Consider the following 15743-nt stretch of genomic DNA (forward strand, 5'->3'; position numbering starts at 1 on the left):
GAAGGTATGGCTTCTTCCCCCTATTCGTGCGTGCTCTGGGACGTCGACGGCACGATCGCCGACGCGTCGGTCGGCATCCTGCGCCGTCTGAACGTGGCCCTCACGCACTTCGGTCACCCTGCTCCCACGCGCGAACAGCTCGTGCACTGGATCGGGCCGCCCATGTTCGAGTCGTTTCAGGCGCAGGCGGCGATGACCCCCGAGCAGGCGACCGAGGCGGTCACCTTCTATCGGACACTCGGCAAGGCCGACGGATACACGACCGATGTCGCGACCTACCCGGGCGTGCCCGAGATCATCCGCGATCTGCACGCGGCAGGGGTGCCTCAGGCGACCGCCAGCTCGAAGCCCGAGATCCAGGTCGATGCGATCGTCGACTTCTTCGCACTGCGCCCGTACTTCCTCACGACGGTGGGTGCGACGCCCGACGAGGCGACGCTCGCCTCGAAGACCGACATCGTCGCCGAGGCGCTGCGCCGTCTGGCCGAGCGCGGGGCAGACATCTCACGCCCCGTGCTGGTCGGCGATCGCCATCACGACGTCGAGGGCGGCAACGCCAACGGCGTGCCGGTGATCTTCGTCGAGTGGGGCTTCAGCGACACGCACGAAGGCGATGAGGCCGCGTTCCGCGCCGCATCCGCCGACGAACTGCGCGCGCTGCTGCTCCACTGATCTCGGCCGACCGGAGGCCACCCGGCCGGGGTAATCCGGCCGGAAAGCACAGAACTCCCCGCCGGGGGTCGCAACGAGTGCAGACCTCCGGTCGGGGAGTTCTATGACGTCCGCTCTCAGAGCGGACGGATGTTCTCAGCCTGCAGGCCCTTGGGGCCCTGCGCCACGTCGAACTCGACTCGCTGGTTCTCTTCAAGAGAGCGGTAGCCGGATGACTCGATGGCGGAGTAGTGCGCGAAAACGTCAGCGCCGCCGTCGTCGGGGGAGATGAAGCCGAAGCCCTTCTCCGAGTTGAACCACTTAACCGTGCCCTGGGTGCTCATGTACTGCCTGTTCTGCTGGAAAGAAGCCGACGCAGGATGCCCCGACGTGCTCCACGCTAGTGGAGCACGCGCTGAGCGGAAGTCCTGATGTCAGCCCGTAACCCAAATGTTGCATGAGCGGTCGTCCGCGGTCACATGACAGGGCAGATGGAGACCCTCAGAAAATGGTGTGGCCCTCACCGCGGGGGGAGCGATGAGGGCCGAAGACGACCGGAGGGTGCGTCAGATTCCAGCCTAACCCCTCGCGCCTGCTTTTGTCCCCCATTTGGGGGACAGATTAGAAATTTGTGCGATGGAGACAAACGACAGCGGCCCTCTCGAGCAGTCCGTTGGGGACAGAACTACTCGAGAGGGCCCAATCGCATGCACGGATCGCCCTTTGCCTCTGGGGAAGGCAGCCCGTCTCTGGGGAAGACGGAGACGATCAATCCCCTGTGCATGCACCTTCACCCTAGGGGAGTCCGTTCGATCCCGCCAAGGGGGGTTGACGATCGTCGTCATCGGTGGCAATGACGGGACGGACTGCGCGAGTAGCCTGGTGCGGTGACCATGCTGAACAAGGACATGACCCTGTGCATCTCGCTGTCTGCACGCCCGAGCAACAACGGCACGCGATTCCACAACTTCCTCTACGAGGAGCTGGGCCTGAACTGGATCTACAAGGCCTTCGCCCCGACCGACCTCGGCCAGGCGATCGCCGGCGTGCGCGGTCTCGGCATCCGCGGGTGCGCGATCTCGATGCCGTTCAAGGAAGACGTGATCGCGCTCGTCGACCGCATGGACCCTTCGGCGACGGCTATCGACTCGGTGAACACGATCGTGAACGATGACGGGGTGCTCACCGCATACAACACGGACTACAGCGCGATCGCCCAGCTGATCGAGCGCAACTCGCTCGACCCTGCATCATCGGTGCTGCTGCGGGGCTCAGGCGGGATGGCCAAGGCCACCGCCGCCGCCTTCCGTGACGCCGGATTCAGCCGCGTCACGATCGCGGCCCGCAACGAAGAGCGCGGTCGAGGGCTGGCCGATCTCTACGGCTTCGCCTGGACGGCGGATGCGGATGCCGCCACCGCCGACATCATCGTGAACATCACGCCGATCGGCATGGCGGGAGGCGCGGACGAGCACGAGCTGTCGTTCACCGAGGAGCAGATCGCGGCGGCATCCGTCGTGTTCGACGTCGTCGCCCTGCCGGCGGAGACGCCTCTGATCTCCGCAGGGCGCGCGGCCGGGAAGACCGTCATCACGGGCGCCGAGGTGGCGACCCTGCAGGCCCTCGAGCAGTTCGTGCTGTACACCGGCATCCGCCCCTCCGCCGCTCAGGTGCAGGCGGCCGAGGAGTTCATGCGGGCGCAGTGACCACTGCGCCCGCAGTCCGCCCCGAGGACCTCAGCCGTTGAACGCGGCGGGGTGGGGGCCGGTGCGACCGTCGCGCTCGAGGCGGTCGACCGCGGCCAGCTCGTCGTCGGTGAGCTCGAACCCGAACACGTCGAGGTTCTCGGCGATGCGAGCGGGGGTCACCGACTTGGGGATCACGATGCGCCCCTGCTGCAGGTGCCAACGCAGCACGATCTGGGCCGGCGTCCGCTCGTGCCGCTCGGCGATCTCGACGACCGAGCGATCGGAGAGCACGGCGCCCTGGGCGAGCGGGCTCCATGCTTCGGTGAGGATCCCCCGCTGAGCGTTCGCCTCGGCGACCGCTCGGTTCTGCAGCGCCGGGTGGAGCTCGACCTGGTTGACGGCGGGCACGACGCGACCCTCGGAGGCGATGCGCGCGAGGTGCTCGGGTTCGAAGTTCGAGACGCCGATGGCTCGTACGCGCCCGTCCGCGTAGAGGCTCTCGAGCGCACGCCAGGTCTCGGGGTACGTCGCCAGAGCGGGCGCCGGCCAGTGGATCAGGTACAGGTCGAGGTGATCGAGGCCGAGCCGTTCGAGGGACGCGTCGTATGCGCGCAGGGCGCCGTCGTATCCGTGGTCGGAGATCCATGCCTTCGACGTCACGAACAGCTCGTCGCGAGGGATGCCCGACTCGGCGATCGCACGCCCGACGCCGGCCTCGTTGCCGTAGATCGCCGCGGTGTCGATGCTGCGGTACCCGGCGTCGAGGGCGGCAGCGACGGCGGCCGTGGTCTCGGCATCCGGCACCTGGAACACGCCGTATCCGAGCTGCGGCATCTCGATGCCGTTGTTCAGGGTGAGTGTGGGGACGGTGGGAGCGTTCATGCTCGTGCTTCTTTCTCTCTCTGCGAATCGGGTGGTCACGCGGCGACGGTCTGCAGCGTGCCGGTGGGGGCGGGCGACGGCTTCCTGGCTGCGACCACGGCGATCACCATGACGACCAGGGCGGATGCGGTGATCGCGGCCCCGATCCAGATCGGCGAGGTGTAGCCGAGCCCTGCGGCGATGCCGAGGCCGCCCGCCCACGCGCCGAGGGCGTTGCCCACGTTGAAGGCGCCGATGTTGGCGCCGGAGGCGAGGGTCGGTGCACCGCCGGCGTAGTGCATGATGCGGCTCTGGAGCCCCGGAACCGTGCCGAATCCGAACGCGCCCATCAGAACGAGGATCGCGATGGTCACGGGCTGCGACCAGGCGAAGAAGCCGAACAGCACGAGCACGACGACCAGAGCCGCGATGAAGATCAGCAGCGTGCGGTCGATCGATCGGTCGGCCAGGCGTCCGCCGATCCAGTTGCCCGCGACGAGCCCGGCGCCGAAGAGCACGAGCAGCCACGGCACCGTGGTGTCTGCGAAGCCCGTGACCCCGGTGAGCGTGTAGGCGATGTAGGTGAAGGCGCCGAACATGCCGCCGAAGGCGAGCGCGGTGACGATGAGCGAGAGCCACACCTGTCCGGACCGGAAGGCCCGGAGCTCGCCGCGCAGACTCACCTGCTGGCCTGCCGTCTTCGGTGCCGTGACCAGCAGGGCGATGCCCGCGAAGGCGACGATGCCGATGGCGGAGATGACCCAGAACGTCGACCGCCAGCCGAACTGCTGTCCGAGGAAGGTTCCGAACGGAACACCGAACACGTTCGCCGCTGTGAGGCCGGTGAACATGATCGCGATCGCCCGCGCCTTCTTCTCGGGGGCGACGAGGTCGGCGGCGACGACGGATCCGATGCCGAAGAACGCTCCATGGCACAGCGCCGCGACGATGCGTCCGATCATGGCGGTCGTGTAGTCCGGGGCGAGGGCGGTGATCGCATTGCCGACGATGAACAGCACGACGAGGCCGAGCAGCACCGGTTTGCGGGGCAGACGGGTCGTTGCGGCGGTGAGGCCGAGTGCACCGACGACCACGCTGAGCGCGTAGCCCGAGATGAGCCAGCCGGCCGTGGCCTCGGTGACCCCGAAGTCCGCGGCGACGTCGGGGAGGAGCCCCATGATCACGAACTCGGTGAGTCCGATCCCGAAGGCGCCGATGGCGAGTGCGATGAGTCCGAGTGGCATGGGTGTGCTCCGTGGTCCTCTGCTAAAGTAGTTGCAGACGCGGGATATTGCGTCACGAGGGATAATCATTGCATACGCAACTATCCCGCGCAAGCAACTACTTCGGAGGTCACTGTGGGCATCTCAGACGACGCTGTCGAGATCCGGGCACGCGGCTGGCGAACGCTCGCCGCTCTGCACGGGATCATCGAGGCCGACCTCGAGAAGGCACTGGGCGCATCCGTCGGCCTGTCCGTCGTCGAGTACACGGTGCTCGACGCCCTCAGCAGACAGGACGGCTGGCACATGCGCATGCAGCAGCTCGCCCGCGCGACCGCGCTGAGCCCGAGCGCCACGACGCGTCTCGTGACACGGCTCGAAGACCGCGGGCTGCTCACCCGCATCCTCTGCGCCGACGACCGTCGGGGCATCTACACCGAGCTCACCCCGGCCGGCCTGGCGCTCTACGAGAACGCGCATCCGATCCACGACGAGACCCTCGAGCGTGCTCTCGGCGAGGCGGTCACGCAGCCCGAGCTGGCCCCCGTCGTGCACGCGCTTCAGTCAGTGACCGCCGAGGCCTGAGTCAGGCGAGCGCCCTCACGCGCTCGCGCGCGAGACCGTCACCTGGATGCTCTTCATCAGCGGCTGGTCGCTCTGGACGCTGAAGTCCTTGCGACCGATCAGCACGTTCATCTCCGGCATGTACCCGGCGGCGCTGCCGCGCGGCAGGTCGTACGGAACCGCGCGGAACGCCTTCAGCATCCGTGTCGACCCGTCTTTCGACGTCGACACGATGTCGACCGGATCGCCCTCGACGAGGCCGCGATCGCGCATGTCGTCCTCATGCAGGAAGACGAGCTCGCGCAGGTTCTTGACGCCTCGGTACCGGTCGTCGTTGGAGTAGATCGTGGTGTTCCACTGGTCGTGCGAGCGCACCGTCTGCAGCACGAGGGTGTCGGCGGACTCGGGGATGACGTTCGGCAGTGGAGCCAGGGAGAATTCGGCACGGCCCGACGGCGTCTCGAACACGCGGTCCCTGGCGGGCTGCGGAATGCGGAACCCGTGCCGGTCGCGGATCAGGTCGTTGAAGCCCTCGAACCCCGGCAGCACCTTCGCCATCACATCGCGGATGTTGTCGTAGTCGCCGACGTACCAATCCCAGGGCGTCGCCGTGTGCGGCAGGGTCGCCTTCGCGATGCCGGCGATGATCGCCGGCTCCGACCTCAGATAGGCGGATGCCGGCTGCTTGCGTCCCCTCGAGAGGTGCACCATGCTCATCGCATCCTCGACGGTGACGCCCTGCGGGCCCTGCGCCTGCTGGTCACGCTCGGTGCGGCCGAGACACGGCAGGATCAGGGCCTTCTCGCCATGCACGAGATGGCTGCGGTTCAGCTTTGTGCTCACCTGCACCGTCAGGCGGCACTTCTCGAGCCCCTGCGCGGTGAACGGGGTGTCGGGAGCGGCGAGCACGAAGTTGCCGCCCATGCCGACGAACACCTTCACGCGCCGGTCGTGCATCGCCTCGATCGTGCGGACGGTGTCGAGCCCCGGATGCCGCGGCGGCTCGATGCGACAGACCTCCGCGAGGCGGTCGAGCCACGCCTCCGTCGGCCGGTGATCGATGCCGCACGTGCGGTTGCCCTGCACGTTGCTGTGTCCGCGGATCGGCGACGGGCCCGCCCCCTTGCGGCCGATGTTGCCGCGCAGGAGCAGCAGATTGACGATCTCGCGCACCGTGTCGACGCCGTGCTCGTGCTGACTCACGCCGAGGCACCAGCTGATGATCGTGCGCTCCGAGGCCAGATAGACCGCAGCGGCGGCGCGGATCTGCTCTTCCGTGAGGCCGGACTGAACGACGAGATCTGCCCAGCTCGTGACGTCGACCAGTGCGCGGTACTCGTCGATGCCGTTCGTGAGGGTGCTGAGGAATTCACTGTCCAGCACCGACGGGTCGGAGGCGGCGGCTTCGAAGACGACCTTCGACATGCCGCGGATCAGCGCCAGATCGCCCCCCGGGCGCACCTGCAGGTTCATGGTGCTCGTGTCCGTCGCCGCGAAGCGCGCCATGTCGACGAAGTCGTGCGGCACGATCGTCCGGGTCGCCCCGGCCTCGACGAGCGGGTTGACGTGCACGACCTGCGCGCCGCGCTTCACGGCATCCGAGAGCGCGGTGAGCATGCGGGGGGCATTGGATGCCGCGTTGACGCCGAGCACGAAGAGGGCGTCGCAGTCGTCCCAGTCGTGCATGTCGACAGTGCCCTTGCCGGTCGCGATCGACGCCTTGAGCGCGCGTCCGGAGGCCTCGTGGCACATGTTCGAGCAGTCGGGCAGGTTGTTGGTGCCGTACTCGCGCACCATCAGCTGATACAGGAAGGTCGCCTCGTTGCTCAGACGCCCCGAGGTGTAGAACGCGGCCTCGTCGGGACTGACGAGCGCCTGCAGCTCGTCGCCGACGAGCGCGAAGGCGTCGTCCCACGAGATCGGCACGTAGTGATCGGTGGCGGCGTCGTAGACCATCGGCTCGGTGAGACGACCCTGGTCCTCCAGGTCGAAATCGGGCCACGTCGCGAGCTCGGTGACCGAATGCTCGGCGAAGAACCGGCGGTCGACGCGCTTGCGCGTCATCTCCCACGTGACGTGCTTGATGCCGTTCTCGCAGATGTCGAGCTTCAGATTGCCCGGGTCGTCCGGCCACGCGCATCCGGGGCAGTCGTAGCCCGACACGGGGTGGTTCATCTGCAGCATCGCGAGCGGTCCGGCGATGGGCTCTCGCTGATCCAGCACCACCCGCCCCACCGACACGGCGGCTCCCCACCCGGCGGCCGGATGCCGGTACGGCTTGCGCGACCACGGTCGATCGGTGCGAGGGCCGTATCCGCCCTGACGCGGCTCGGCGGGCATCAGCCCGAACGCGGTGCCGATGGGTCCCTGGCTATCGAGCATGGCGTGCCCCTTCTTCGGCGTGCGCAGACGGTGCGAGCCCGTCGAGGCGCACCCGATGCGCGTGCGTATAGATGTTCATCGAACGCCCTCGGACGAACCCGATGAGCGTCACCCCGGCCTCCTCGGCGAGCTCGGCGGCGAGAGACGAGGGGGCCGAGACGGCACTGAGCAGGGGGATGCCGGCCATCGCGGCCTTCTGCACCAGTTCGAAGCTCGCCCTGCCAGAGACCTGGAGGATCTGGCGACGCAGGGGAAGCCGGTCGTTCAGCAGCGCCCAGCCCACCACCTTGTCGACCGCGTTGTGTCGGCCGACGTCTTCGCGCAGCACGAGCAGTTCACCCGAGTCGGCGTCGAACAGCGCGGCGGCGTGCAGACCACCGGTCTTGTCGAACGCCGCCTGCTCGGCGCGCAGCCGATCAGGGAACGACGCGATCTGCTCGGCCCCGACCTGGACATCGTCGACGGACACCGGATGCCGCGACACCGTGCGGACGGCGTCGATGCTGGCCTTGCCGCAGACCCCGCAGGAGCTGGTCGTGTAGAAGCGCCGAGCGACCTCGGGGTCGGGAAGCGCGACGCCGTGAGCGAGGCTGATGTCGAGCACATTGTAGGTGTTCTCCTGTCCACCTGTGCCGGGGCCACCGCAGTGGATCGCCGAATGGAAGTCTTCGGCCTGGGCGATGATCCCCTCGGACACGAGGAACCCCGCCGCGAGCTCGACGTCATGCCCGGGAGTGCGCATCGTGACGGCGAGCGGCGAGCCTGCGACCCGGATCTCCAGGGGCTCCTCGACGGCGAGCGTGTCGGCACGCCGAGTGGCTCCCTCCCCGAGAGTGAGCTTCAGTATCGGTCTCCGCGTCGTGATCCGCCCCACACGAGCGAGCGTACTCCGCGGTCACAGGATCGCCTCATACCCATCTCACCCGGTCACCGGGTCCGCCTACCGCGTGACGCGACCGTCCACGAGGTGCAGCACCCCGTGCATGCGCGGCAGGTGCACGAGGTCATGGGTGACGAGCAGCGTCGAGGTGTTGCGCTCATCGGTGAGTCGGAGGATGAGGTCGATGATCTTCGCTCCGCGCTCCTGGTCGAGAGCGCTGGTGGGCTCGTCGACCAGGAGCACGCTCGGATCGTTCATGAGCGCTCGCGCGATGTTGACTCGCTGACGCTGTCCGCCGGAGAGCTGGTGCGGCCTCTTGTGACCGTGCTCGGCGAGGCCGACCGCGGCGAGCAGCTCATCCGCACGGGATGCCGCGGCGGCGCGATCGCGGCGGCGGCTGCGCGGCGCACCGAGCTCGTTCATGACGCTCAGCTGCTCTCGGGCCGTCAGAGAGGGGATGAGGTTGGGCTGCTGGAAGACGATCCCGATCCGGTCCCGCCGCAGACGCGTCGCCTCGGCCGGACTGAGCGCCGTGACGTCGTTCCCGTCGATGAGGATCTCGCCGGAGTCCGGACGCAGGAGGGTGCCGGCGACGGCGAGCAGACTGGACTTTCCCGAGCCGCTGGGCCCCGTGATGCCGGTGACGGTTCCGGGGTGAGCCGTGAGTGAGACACCGTCCACGGCGGTCACCCGCGAGTCACCGTCGGGGAAGGTCAGAGTGATGTCGTTCAGGCGGATCATCGGTTGCTCCCGAGGGCGGTGAGAGGGTCGGCGGAGGTGACGGAGCGCAGGGCGAAGGCGGCGCCTGCGAGGCCGAGGGCGATCATGATGCCGCCCGGAAGGATGGTCGTGACAGGACTCAGCAGGAACGGGAGGGCGGTGCCCGCGAGCAGGCCGAGCGCGGTGACCAGGCTCAGCCCGATGCCGATGCCCGCCAGCAGGACGATCAGCGCCTGCCCCAACGCGTCTCGGATCAGGGAACGCGTGCTCGCGCCGAGCGCTTTGAGGACGGCGACATCGCCCTTGCGCTGCATCGTCCAGACGGTGAAGAACGCCCCGATGACGAGTCCCGAGATGCCGAACAGCATGCCGACCATGAGCAGGAGCGATCCGATCTCGGAGCGGAAGGCGCTGAGTGCCGTCAGCGATCCGAGCGTCGTCTCGGAGATCGTGTCGTTCGCCGCATCCGCGGCATCCCAGTCGGGGGCTCCCGTGACAGCGAGGACCGTGGCGTAGGCGTCAGGGTTTCCGGTGGATGCCGAGTACGCCTGCCAATCCTGCAGGGTCATCTGCACGACCGGGGTGTGGCTGTACCAGGCATCTCCCTCGATCGACTCGACGTCGTAGGAGACGCCCGCGATCTCGATCTGCTCGCCGACCTTCGCGGCGAGCGCGTCCGCCGCGGGCACCGACAGGCGCAGCCGTCCGTTCTCGGAGGGGGCGGCAGCGTCGAAGCCGGGTTCGACACCGAACACCGCGATCGCGGCCCGGGTGTCGTCCGTCTCGGCGCGGGTCTGACTGATGCCGAGGGGGCGCGCGTCGGTCACCCCTGCCGTCTGCGCCCAGTCGTTCGCCTGCTGCTCGGTGATGGCGGAGTCCGCGAAACTGGCCGCACCGTCGCCGCCCGACGGTGCGGAGAACACGATGCGGTCTGCGGGGAGCGCGAGCACGCCCGAGACGTTCTGGATGGCGAGTCCCCCCGTCAGTCCGCTGAGGAACCCGACGAGCAGGGTGATGAGGGCGACGACGGAGCCGATGAGGATGAATCGCCCCTTGGCGAAGCGGAGATCGCGTAACGCGACGAACATTGTGGTGCCTTTCCTGTCTCCGGTGCGGTGACCATTCCACTTTCGCCGTCGGCCCATTCGACGTCATCGGCCGCTCGACGAGCCTTTCGCGCCCGGAGTGAGGACGCCTCGATCGTCCTTTCGGACGATGCCGCGGTGCGCTCGTCGGCGTAGAGTTCGAGCCATGGCGCATACCGCTCTGACCCCGGTGTTCGTGGGTCTGCGGACCGGTCTCCACGTTCTCTTCTTCGCCCTGACGGGGGTCGTCATCGCGCGGGCCGTGCTCGACCCGTCGGAGTCGAGCGCGTCCGCGATCGTCCTGGCGCTGATCGTCGGCGCGACGTATGCGTCGGGTGTGCTGCTCGCTCGTCTCTCGCGCGGACGACGGCTCACGTCACTGATCTGGCTCGCCCTTCTCTCGGCGGAGTGGTTGGGCCTGCTGTGCGTGAGCGCCGACGCCGCCTACCTCGTGTTCCCCCTGTTCTTCCTGTTCCTGCACCTTCTGGGGCGCTGGGCGGGATCGGCGGCGATACTGGCCACGACGATCGTCGCCGTCTGCGCCCTCGGCATCCACGGCGGGTGGAGCGTCGGCGGCGTGGTCGGCCCGTTCGTCGGCGCCGGCGTCGCCCTACTGATCGGCCTCGGCTACCAGGCCCTCGCGAGAGAGGCCCAGCAGCGTGAGGCGCTGGTCAGCGAACTGCTGGCGACCCGCGGACAGCTCGCCGCGCGCGAACACGAGTCGGGGGTCCTCGCGGAGCGCGCCCGGCTCGCCCGCGAGATCCACGACACACTCGCGCAGGGACTCTCCAGCATCCAGATGCTGCTGCACGCCGCGGAACGCGCCGATGACACCCGACCGGGCATCGAGCACATCCGGCTCGCGCGCGAGACGGCCGCCGCGAACCTCGTCGAGGCTCGGCGATTCATCCGTGAGCTGACCCCACCCCAGCTCGACGACCAGACCCTCGGCGGGGCGCTGCGCCGACTGGCGCGAACGCAGTGGGCGACGCAGGGACTCGACGTCCAGGTGCGGGTGTCCGACGCTGTCGTGCTGCCCATGCACCTGCAGACGGCGCTGCTGCGCATCACGCAGGGAGCCATCGCCAACGTCATCCAGCACGCTCACGCGACGACGGCGACGGTCACCATCGGCATCGAGAACGACCACCTGCGCTTTACGGTCGAAGATGACGGAGACGGATTCGACGCCGAGATCCCTGCGCCGGGGACCGCTGAGAAGTCCGACTCGTTCGGTCTGCGCGCCACCGCCGAGCGAGTGGAGCAGCTCGGGGGAAGCCTCGTGATCGACACGGCATCCGGGCGGGGAACGACGCTCACCGTCGACCTCCCCCTCACCGAGTTCGCATGATCCGCCTCGTGATCGCCGACGACCACCCCATCGTCCGAGCCGGTCTCCATGCCCTGTTCAGCCTGGAACCGGATCTCGAGGTGGTCGCGGAGGCGGCAACGCCTGATGAAGCGGTCGCCTGCGCGGAGCGCGAGAATCCCGACGTGGTGTTGATGGACCTCCAGTTCGGGTCTCAGACAACCACCACCGGGGTGGATGCGACGCGACGCATCCGGGCGCTCGAAGCGCCGCCCTACGTGCTCGTGCTCACGAACTACGACTCGGATGCCGACATCCTCGGCGCCGTCGAGGCCGGTGCGAGCGGCTACCTGCTGAAGGACGCCCCGCCGCACGAGCTGACCGCCGCCGTGCGCGCGGCGGCCGCCGGAGAGAGTGCTCTCGCGCCGGTGATCGCCTCCCGGCTGCTGGATCGCATGCGCGCGCCGCGCGTCAGCCTCAGCAGCCGCGAGATCGAGGTCCTCGAGCTCGTCGCCGCAGGGCGTTCGAACAGCGAGGTGGCAGAACAGCTCTTCGTCAGCGAGACGACCGTGAAGTCGCATCTCGCGCACATCTTCTCGAAGCTCGATGTCACCTCACGCACCGCCGCGGTCTCGGAGGCGCGCCGGAAGGGGATCCTCCGCTGACACGGGCCGCACTCCGCGGTACCCACCTGTCGGACACGGTGCGACGGTGGGCGACTCAGCGGGAGTCGTCAAGCGGCGGAGCGGTCGACGCGCGCACGATCAGCTGCGACCCGAGGGTCACGACGTCGTCGATCGCGGTGCCGTTCATCGCCTGCAGAAGCAGGTCGACGGCGAGCGCGCCACTGCGTTCGATCGGCATCCGCACCGTCGTGAGCGCCGGGGTGACCGCACCCGCGAGGTCGATGTCATCGATGCCGACGATGCTGATGTCGGCGGGGCACCGCTTGCCCAGCTCGAGCAATCCGGCCTCGAGTCCCAGGGCGACGAGGTCGTTGTAGGCGATGACGGCCGTGGCGCCACTCGCCGCCGCCGGGGCGGCTGCGGCCCGTCCACCCTGAATGGACGCGGCATGGTGGCTGAGCCCGGTGAGACGGATGCCGTGGCGCTCGCACGCTCGCGCGACGGTGTCGGCGCGGCGCACATCGGCCCATGATCCGCGCGGACCGGCGGCGTAGGCGATGTGCGTGTGCCCGAGGGCGGCGAGGTGCTCGATCGCCTGGGCAGGTCCGTGCTCGGTGTCCATGAGCACGCACGGTGCGCCGTCGATCTGCCGGTTGACCACCACGTAGGGGGTGTCTCCGACGAGGTCGAGCACGTCGGCGTCGGGCAGACGTGGTGAGCACAGCAGCATGCCGTCGAGCTTTCGGGCCTGCTCGATCTGCTCGCGTTCGCGGCGCAGGTCTTCGTCGGCGTCGAAGAGCACGATGCGGTGGCGTCCGTGCCATGCCTGCCCCTGGATCGCCTTGAGCAGAGTGGCGTAGACGGGGTTCGCGACGTCGGGCACGACGACCCCGAAGGTGCGCGTGGCGGTGGCCGACTGCGACGCCGCGTAACCGAGCTCCCCCGCCGCTTCGAGCACGCGGCCGAGGGTGTTCGGGGCGAGACGATCGGGCTCCCCGAAAGCACGCGATGCGGTCGCGATGGACACGCCTGCGCGTCGTGCCACATCCGTCAGCGTCGCTGCCATGTCGTTCTCCCGCCCTCGCAGGCAATCCTACGATCCTCCACCTCGATGTAAAACTGCTTGACAAGTTTGTACAAACACTGCACACTGATTTGCATGACGATCAACGCCGATCACCCTCAGCGGTGCGCGGCCCCGAGCGAAGGAGCCACCGCGTGAGCATCCCAGCACCGGCCCTGCGCCGCACGACCTCTGCCACCGCATCCCCGCTGGTCGCCCCGACGGCCCCGGGCATCCTGCACCTCGGCCTCGGCAGCTTCCACCGGGCACACCAGGCCGTCTACACGGCAGCCGCGCTGCAGTCCGCGGGCGGCGACTGGGGCATCGTCGGCGTCGCCTCGCGTTCGCGCACCATCGTCGACGCGATGCACGCTCAGGACATGCTCTACACGGTCGCGACCATCGCCCCGGGCACCACGTCACTCACCATCCCCGGTGTGCACGCCGACGCCTTCGTCGGCGCCGAGCAGCCCGAGCGCGTCGTCGCACAGATCGCCGACCCCGGCATCCGCATCGTGACCCTCACCGTCACCGAGAACGGCTACAGCTACTCCCCCGCCACGCAGCATCTCGACCTCGACGACGACACCGTGCGCTCCGACCTCCGGGGCGGCGCCGCCCGCTCGACCATCGGCCAGCTCGCCCGTGGCCTGCAGGCCCGTGCCGCAGCCGGTGGAGCGCCGATCTCGATCCTCAGCTGCGACAACCTCTCGGCCAACGGCGCCCACACCGAGAAACTCGTCCGGGAGTTCCTGCACGAGCTGCCCGGATCCGAAGGCGCCGACACCCTCGCCTTCCTCGACCGCGCCGTGTCGTTCCCCTCGAGCATGGTCGATCGCATCGTGCCCGCGACCACCTCCGAGCTGCGCACCCGCGTCGACACCCTGCTCGGCGCCCGCGACGACATCCCGGTGCCTGCCGAGCCGTTCACGATGTGGGCGATCGAAGACCGCTTCGCCGGCGGACGCCCCGCCTGGGAGGCCGGCGGTGCCGTGTTCACCGACGAGGTCGGACGCTACGAGCAGATGAAGGTGCGACTGCTCAACGGCACGCACTCGCTGATCGCCTACCTCGGCGCGCTCAGCGGAGTGGGGACGATCCCCGAGGCCATCGGGCTCGACGACATCGAGAGCGCGGCGCGCGCCGTGCTGCGTGACGAGTACGAGCCCTCGATCGAGGTTCCGTCCGGCGTCGACCTTCGCGCCTACGAGAGCGAGCTGTTCGAGCGCTGGGCCAACAGCGCCCTGGGTCACCGCACCAGCCAGGTCGGTACGGACGGCTCCGTGAAGCTGCGCCAGCGCATCCCGGAGCCCGCCCTGCGGGCGCTGCGGCTCGGCGAGATGCCCCACCTGATCGCCCTCACGGTCGCCGGATACCTGTCGTGCATCGCCCCGCTTCCAGGATTCGACCCCGGCCTGCACGCCGCCGCGATGACCGACGGCGCCCGAGAGCGTCTCGCCGGCTATGCGGCGAGCGCCCGCACGGGTCGTGAGCTGGCACAGCGCGTGATCGGCGAGCTGCACCTGTTCGGTGATGGACTCGGATCACAGGATGCGTTCATCGCGCGCGTCGGCGAGCTCGTCGACACGATCCAGCGACGCGGCGTCGACGCCGCGATCGCCGATGCCGTCTCGGCATCGGCGACCACCACACCATCACTCACCCGCGCAGAGGAGTTGCAGCCATGAAGGCTCTCGCCATCCACGGCAAGGAAGACATCCGCTGGGAGGACCGCGAGGTCCCGACCCCCGGCGACGGCGAGGTCCGCCTCCGCGTGAACTTCGTCGGCATCTGCGGCTCCGACCTGCACTACTACTTCCACGGAGCGAACGGCGAGTACACGATCCGCGAGCCGCTCACCCCCGGCCATGAGCTGTCGGGTGTCGTCGACCTCGACCCGTCCGGCCGCCTGGAACCCGGCACCCCCGTCACCGTGCACCCCGCGCGCTACGGCGCCGAGGTCCCCGGGCTCGAAGGCCACCCGCATCTGCGTCCCGGCGGCGACTACTTCGGCAGCGCCGCCGCGAACCCCCACCGCCAGGGCGGGGCATCCGAGCTGCTGATCGTCGAAGACCACATGCTGCGCGTGCTCCCCGCATCCCTTCCGCTCGAGCGCGCAGCCCTCGCCGAGCCGCTGGCCGTGGCGATCCACGCCGTGAGCCTCGCCGGAGACATCACCGGCAAGCGGGTGCTCGTGATCGGCGCGGGACCCATCGGACTCCTCGTCGTCGCTGCGGCACTCCACGCGGGCGCCGCGGTGGTCGGCGCGAGCGACGTGCGTGAAGAGCCTCTCGACCGCGCGACGTCCCTCGGCGCGACCGAGGTCTCGCTCGTCGGTCGCGACACCATCGAGAACGAGTCCTACGACATCGTGTTCGAATGCTCCGGCGTCGGAGTGGCCCTCACCCAGGCGGTGCGCGCCGCCCGCCGCGTCGGCACCATCGTGCAGGTCGGGATGCTGCCGAACGCCGACATCGGAGTGAACCTCGCGCCGATGCTCGCCAAGGAGCTCACCATCCGCGGCGCCTTCCGCTTCTCGACCGAGATCGACGACGCGGTCGCGCTGCTGGCCGAGTCCGACGCCCTCGACTCCGTCATCTCGCACGTCCTCCCGGCATCCGACGCCGTCCAGGCCTTCGAACTCGCTCGCGACTCGTCCGCCTCGGCGAAGGTCCTGCTGGCCCTCTAGCA

The 15743-nt window shown here is 68.9% G+C and carries 15 protein-coding genes; 7 read left to right on the forward strand and 8 right to left on the reverse strand.

Going from position 1 to position 15743, the window contains the following annotated elements; genetic code table 11:
* Positions 1 to 6 precede the first annotated feature (6 nt).
* Positions 7 to 672 (forward strand): HAD hydrolase-like protein, encoded by a 666-nt coding sequence (locus tag BEP68_RS02515; protein ID WP_187249129.1) that lies wholly within the window; start codon positions 7 to 9, stop codon positions 670 to 672.
* A 116-nt stretch (positions 673 to 788) separates the two neighbouring features.
* Here the strand turns inward: BEP68_RS02515 and BEP68_RS02520 are convergent, their stop codons facing one another.
* Complete coding sequence (locus tag BEP68_RS02520; RefSeq protein ID WP_042540947.1) at positions 789 to 995, reverse strand: cold-shock protein; 207 nt, start codon at positions 993 to 995, stop codon at positions 789 to 791.
* Positions 996 to 1538: 543 nt separating this feature from the next.
* On the opposite strand from BEP68_RS02520, the gene BEP68_RS02525 reads away from it, so the two are divergent.
* Positions 1539 to 2357, forward strand: a complete 819-nt coding sequence (locus BEP68_RS02525) for a shikimate 5-dehydrogenase (protein WP_187249130.1) — start codon at positions 1539 to 1541, stop codon at positions 2355 to 2357.
* Between the two features lie 30 nt (positions 2358 to 2387).
* Here the strand turns inward: BEP68_RS02525 and BEP68_RS02530 are convergent, their stop codons facing one another.
* Positions 2388 to 3221: an aldo/keto reductase gene (locus tag BEP68_RS02530; protein ID WP_187249131.1), complete on the reverse strand. Its 834-nt coding sequence runs from the start codon at positions 3219 to 3221 to the stop codon at positions 2388 to 2390.
* Between the two features lie 35 nt (positions 3222 to 3256).
* Positions 3257 to 4444 (reverse strand): MFS transporter, encoded by a 1188-nt coding sequence (locus BEP68_RS02535; RefSeq protein WP_187249132.1) that lies wholly within the window; start codon positions 4442 to 4444, stop codon positions 3257 to 3259.
* A 114-nt stretch (positions 4445 to 4558) separates the two neighbouring features.
* On the opposite strand from BEP68_RS02535, the gene BEP68_RS02540 reads away from it, so the two are divergent.
* Positions 4559 to 5008, forward strand: a complete 450-nt coding sequence (locus BEP68_RS02540) for a MarR family winged helix-turn-helix transcriptional regulator (protein ID WP_053098294.1) — start codon at positions 4559 to 4561, stop codon at positions 5006 to 5008.
* 15 nt (positions 5009 to 5023) lie between these two features.
* Here BEP68_RS02540 and BEP68_RS02545 read toward each other — a convergent pair whose 3' ends face one another.
* The 4 genes from BEP68_RS02545 to BEP68_RS02560 all read right to left on the reverse strand — a co-directional run bounded on the left by BEP68_RS02545 (position 5024) and on the right by BEP68_RS02560 (position 10057).
* Positions 5024 to 7369, reverse strand: a complete 2346-nt coding sequence (locus BEP68_RS02545; RefSeq protein ID WP_222839070.1) for an FdhF/YdeP family oxidoreductase — start codon at positions 7367 to 7369, stop codon at positions 5024 to 5026.
* Positions 7359 to 8243: a formate dehydrogenase accessory sulfurtransferase FdhD gene (gene fdhD, locus BEP68_RS02550; protein ID WP_072590421.1), complete on the reverse strand. Its 885-nt coding sequence runs from the start codon at positions 8241 to 8243 to the stop codon at positions 7359 to 7361. The genes BEP68_RS02545 and fdhD overlap by 11 nt, the downstream gene beginning before the upstream one ends.
* 66 nt (positions 8244 to 8309) lie before the next feature.
* Positions 8310 to 8990 carry an ABC transporter ATP-binding protein gene (locus BEP68_RS02555; protein ID WP_187249133.1) on the reverse strand — a complete coding sequence of 227 codons (681 nt, stop codon included), beginning with the start codon at positions 8988 to 8990 and terminating at the stop codon, positions 8310 to 8312.
* Positions 8987 to 10057 carry an ABC transporter permease gene (locus BEP68_RS02560; protein ID WP_053098291.1) on the reverse strand — a complete coding sequence of 357 codons (1071 nt, stop codon included), beginning with the start codon at positions 10055 to 10057 and terminating at the stop codon, positions 8987 to 8989. The genes BEP68_RS02555 and BEP68_RS02560 overlap by 4 nt, the downstream gene beginning before the upstream one ends.
* Before the next feature lie 163 nt (positions 10058 to 10220).
* Here BEP68_RS02560 and BEP68_RS02565 point away from each other — a divergent pair, with 163 nt between their 5' ends.
* A complete protein-coding gene (locus BEP68_RS02565; RefSeq protein ID WP_187249134.1) occupies positions 10221 to 11405 on the forward strand; it encodes a sensor histidine kinase in 1185 nt (394 codons plus the stop codon).
* Positions 11402 to 12028 carry a response regulator transcription factor gene (locus tag BEP68_RS02570; protein WP_187249135.1) on the forward strand — a complete coding sequence of 209 codons (627 nt, stop codon included), beginning with the start codon at positions 11402 to 11404 and terminating at the stop codon, positions 12026 to 12028. Before BEP68_RS02565 ends, BEP68_RS02570 begins: the two co-directional genes overlap by 4 nt.
* A gap of 55 nt (positions 12029 to 12083) precedes the next feature.
* Here the strand turns inward: BEP68_RS02570 and BEP68_RS02575 are convergent, their stop codons facing one another.
* A complete protein-coding gene (locus BEP68_RS02575; protein ID WP_053098288.1) occupies positions 12084 to 13055 on the reverse strand; it encodes a LacI family DNA-binding transcriptional regulator in 972 nt (323 codons plus the stop codon).
* Positions 13056 to 13207: 152 nt separating this feature from the next.
* Between BEP68_RS02575 and BEP68_RS02580 the strand changes: the two genes are divergently transcribed.
* Together BEP68_RS02580 and BEP68_RS02585 are read left to right on the forward strand one after the other, a co-directional pair.
* Complete coding sequence (locus BEP68_RS02580; protein WP_315985257.1) at positions 13208 to 14740, forward strand: mannitol dehydrogenase family protein; 1533 nt, start codon at positions 13208 to 13210, stop codon at positions 14738 to 14740.
* On the forward strand, positions 14737 to 15741 hold the full coding sequence (locus BEP68_RS02585; RefSeq protein WP_053098286.1) for an L-idonate 5-dehydrogenase: 1005 nt from the start codon (positions 14737 to 14739) through the stop codon (positions 15739 to 15741). Before BEP68_RS02580 ends, BEP68_RS02585 begins: the two co-directional genes overlap by 4 nt.
* Positions 15742 to 15743: the final 2 nt, after the last annotated feature.

This window comes from Microbacterium sp. 4-7, assembly GCF_014332665.1.
Classification (GTDB): Bacteria; Actinomycetota; Actinomycetes; order Actinomycetales; family Microbacteriaceae; genus Microbacterium.

What these genes read in the sequence shown, in the direction of transcription:
- BEP68_RS02515 (WP_187249129.1), top strand. Translation starts at nt 7, where the DNA reads ATGGCTTCTTCCCCCTATTCGTGCGTGCTCTGGGACGTCGACGGCACG.
- BEP68_RS02520 (WP_042540947.1), bottom strand. Translation starts at nt 995, where the DNA reads ATGAGCACCCAGGGCACGGTTAAGTGGTTCAACTCGGAGAAGGGCTTC.
- BEP68_RS02530 (WP_187249131.1), bottom strand. Translation starts at nt 3,221, where the DNA reads ATGAACGCTCCCACCGTCCCCACACTCACCCTGAACAACGGCATCGAG.
- BEP68_RS02535 (WP_187249132.1), bottom strand. Translation starts at nt 4,444, where the DNA reads ATGCCACTCGGACTCATCGCACTCGCCATCGGCGCCTTCGGGATCGGA.
- BEP68_RS02545 (WP_222839070.1), bottom strand. Translation starts at nt 7,369, where the DNA reads ATGCTCGATAGCCAGGGACCCATCGGCACCGCGTTCGGGCTGATGCCC.
- BEP68_RS02555 (WP_187249133.1), bottom strand. Translation starts at nt 8,990, where the DNA reads ATGATCCGCCTGAACGACATCACTCTGACCTTCCCCGACGGTGACTCG.
- BEP68_RS02560 (WP_053098291.1), bottom strand. Translation starts at nt 10,057, where the DNA reads ATGTTCGTCGCGTTACGCGATCTCCGCTTCGCCAAGGGGCGATTCATC.
- BEP68_RS02565 (WP_187249134.1), top strand. Translation starts at nt 10,221, where the DNA reads ATGGCGCATACCGCTCTGACCCCGGTGTTCGTGGGTCTGCGGACCGGT.
- BEP68_RS02570 (WP_187249135.1), top strand. Translation starts at nt 11,402, where the DNA reads ATGATCCGCCTCGTGATCGCCGACGACCACCCCATCGTCCGAGCCGGT.
- BEP68_RS02575 (WP_053098288.1), bottom strand. Translation starts at nt 13,055, where the DNA reads ATGGCAGCGACGCTGACGGATGTGGCACGACGCGCAGGCGTGTCCATC.
- BEP68_RS02585 (WP_053098286.1), top strand. Translation starts at nt 14,737, where the DNA reads ATGAAGGCTCTCGCCATCCACGGCAAGGAAGACATCCGCTGGGAGGAC.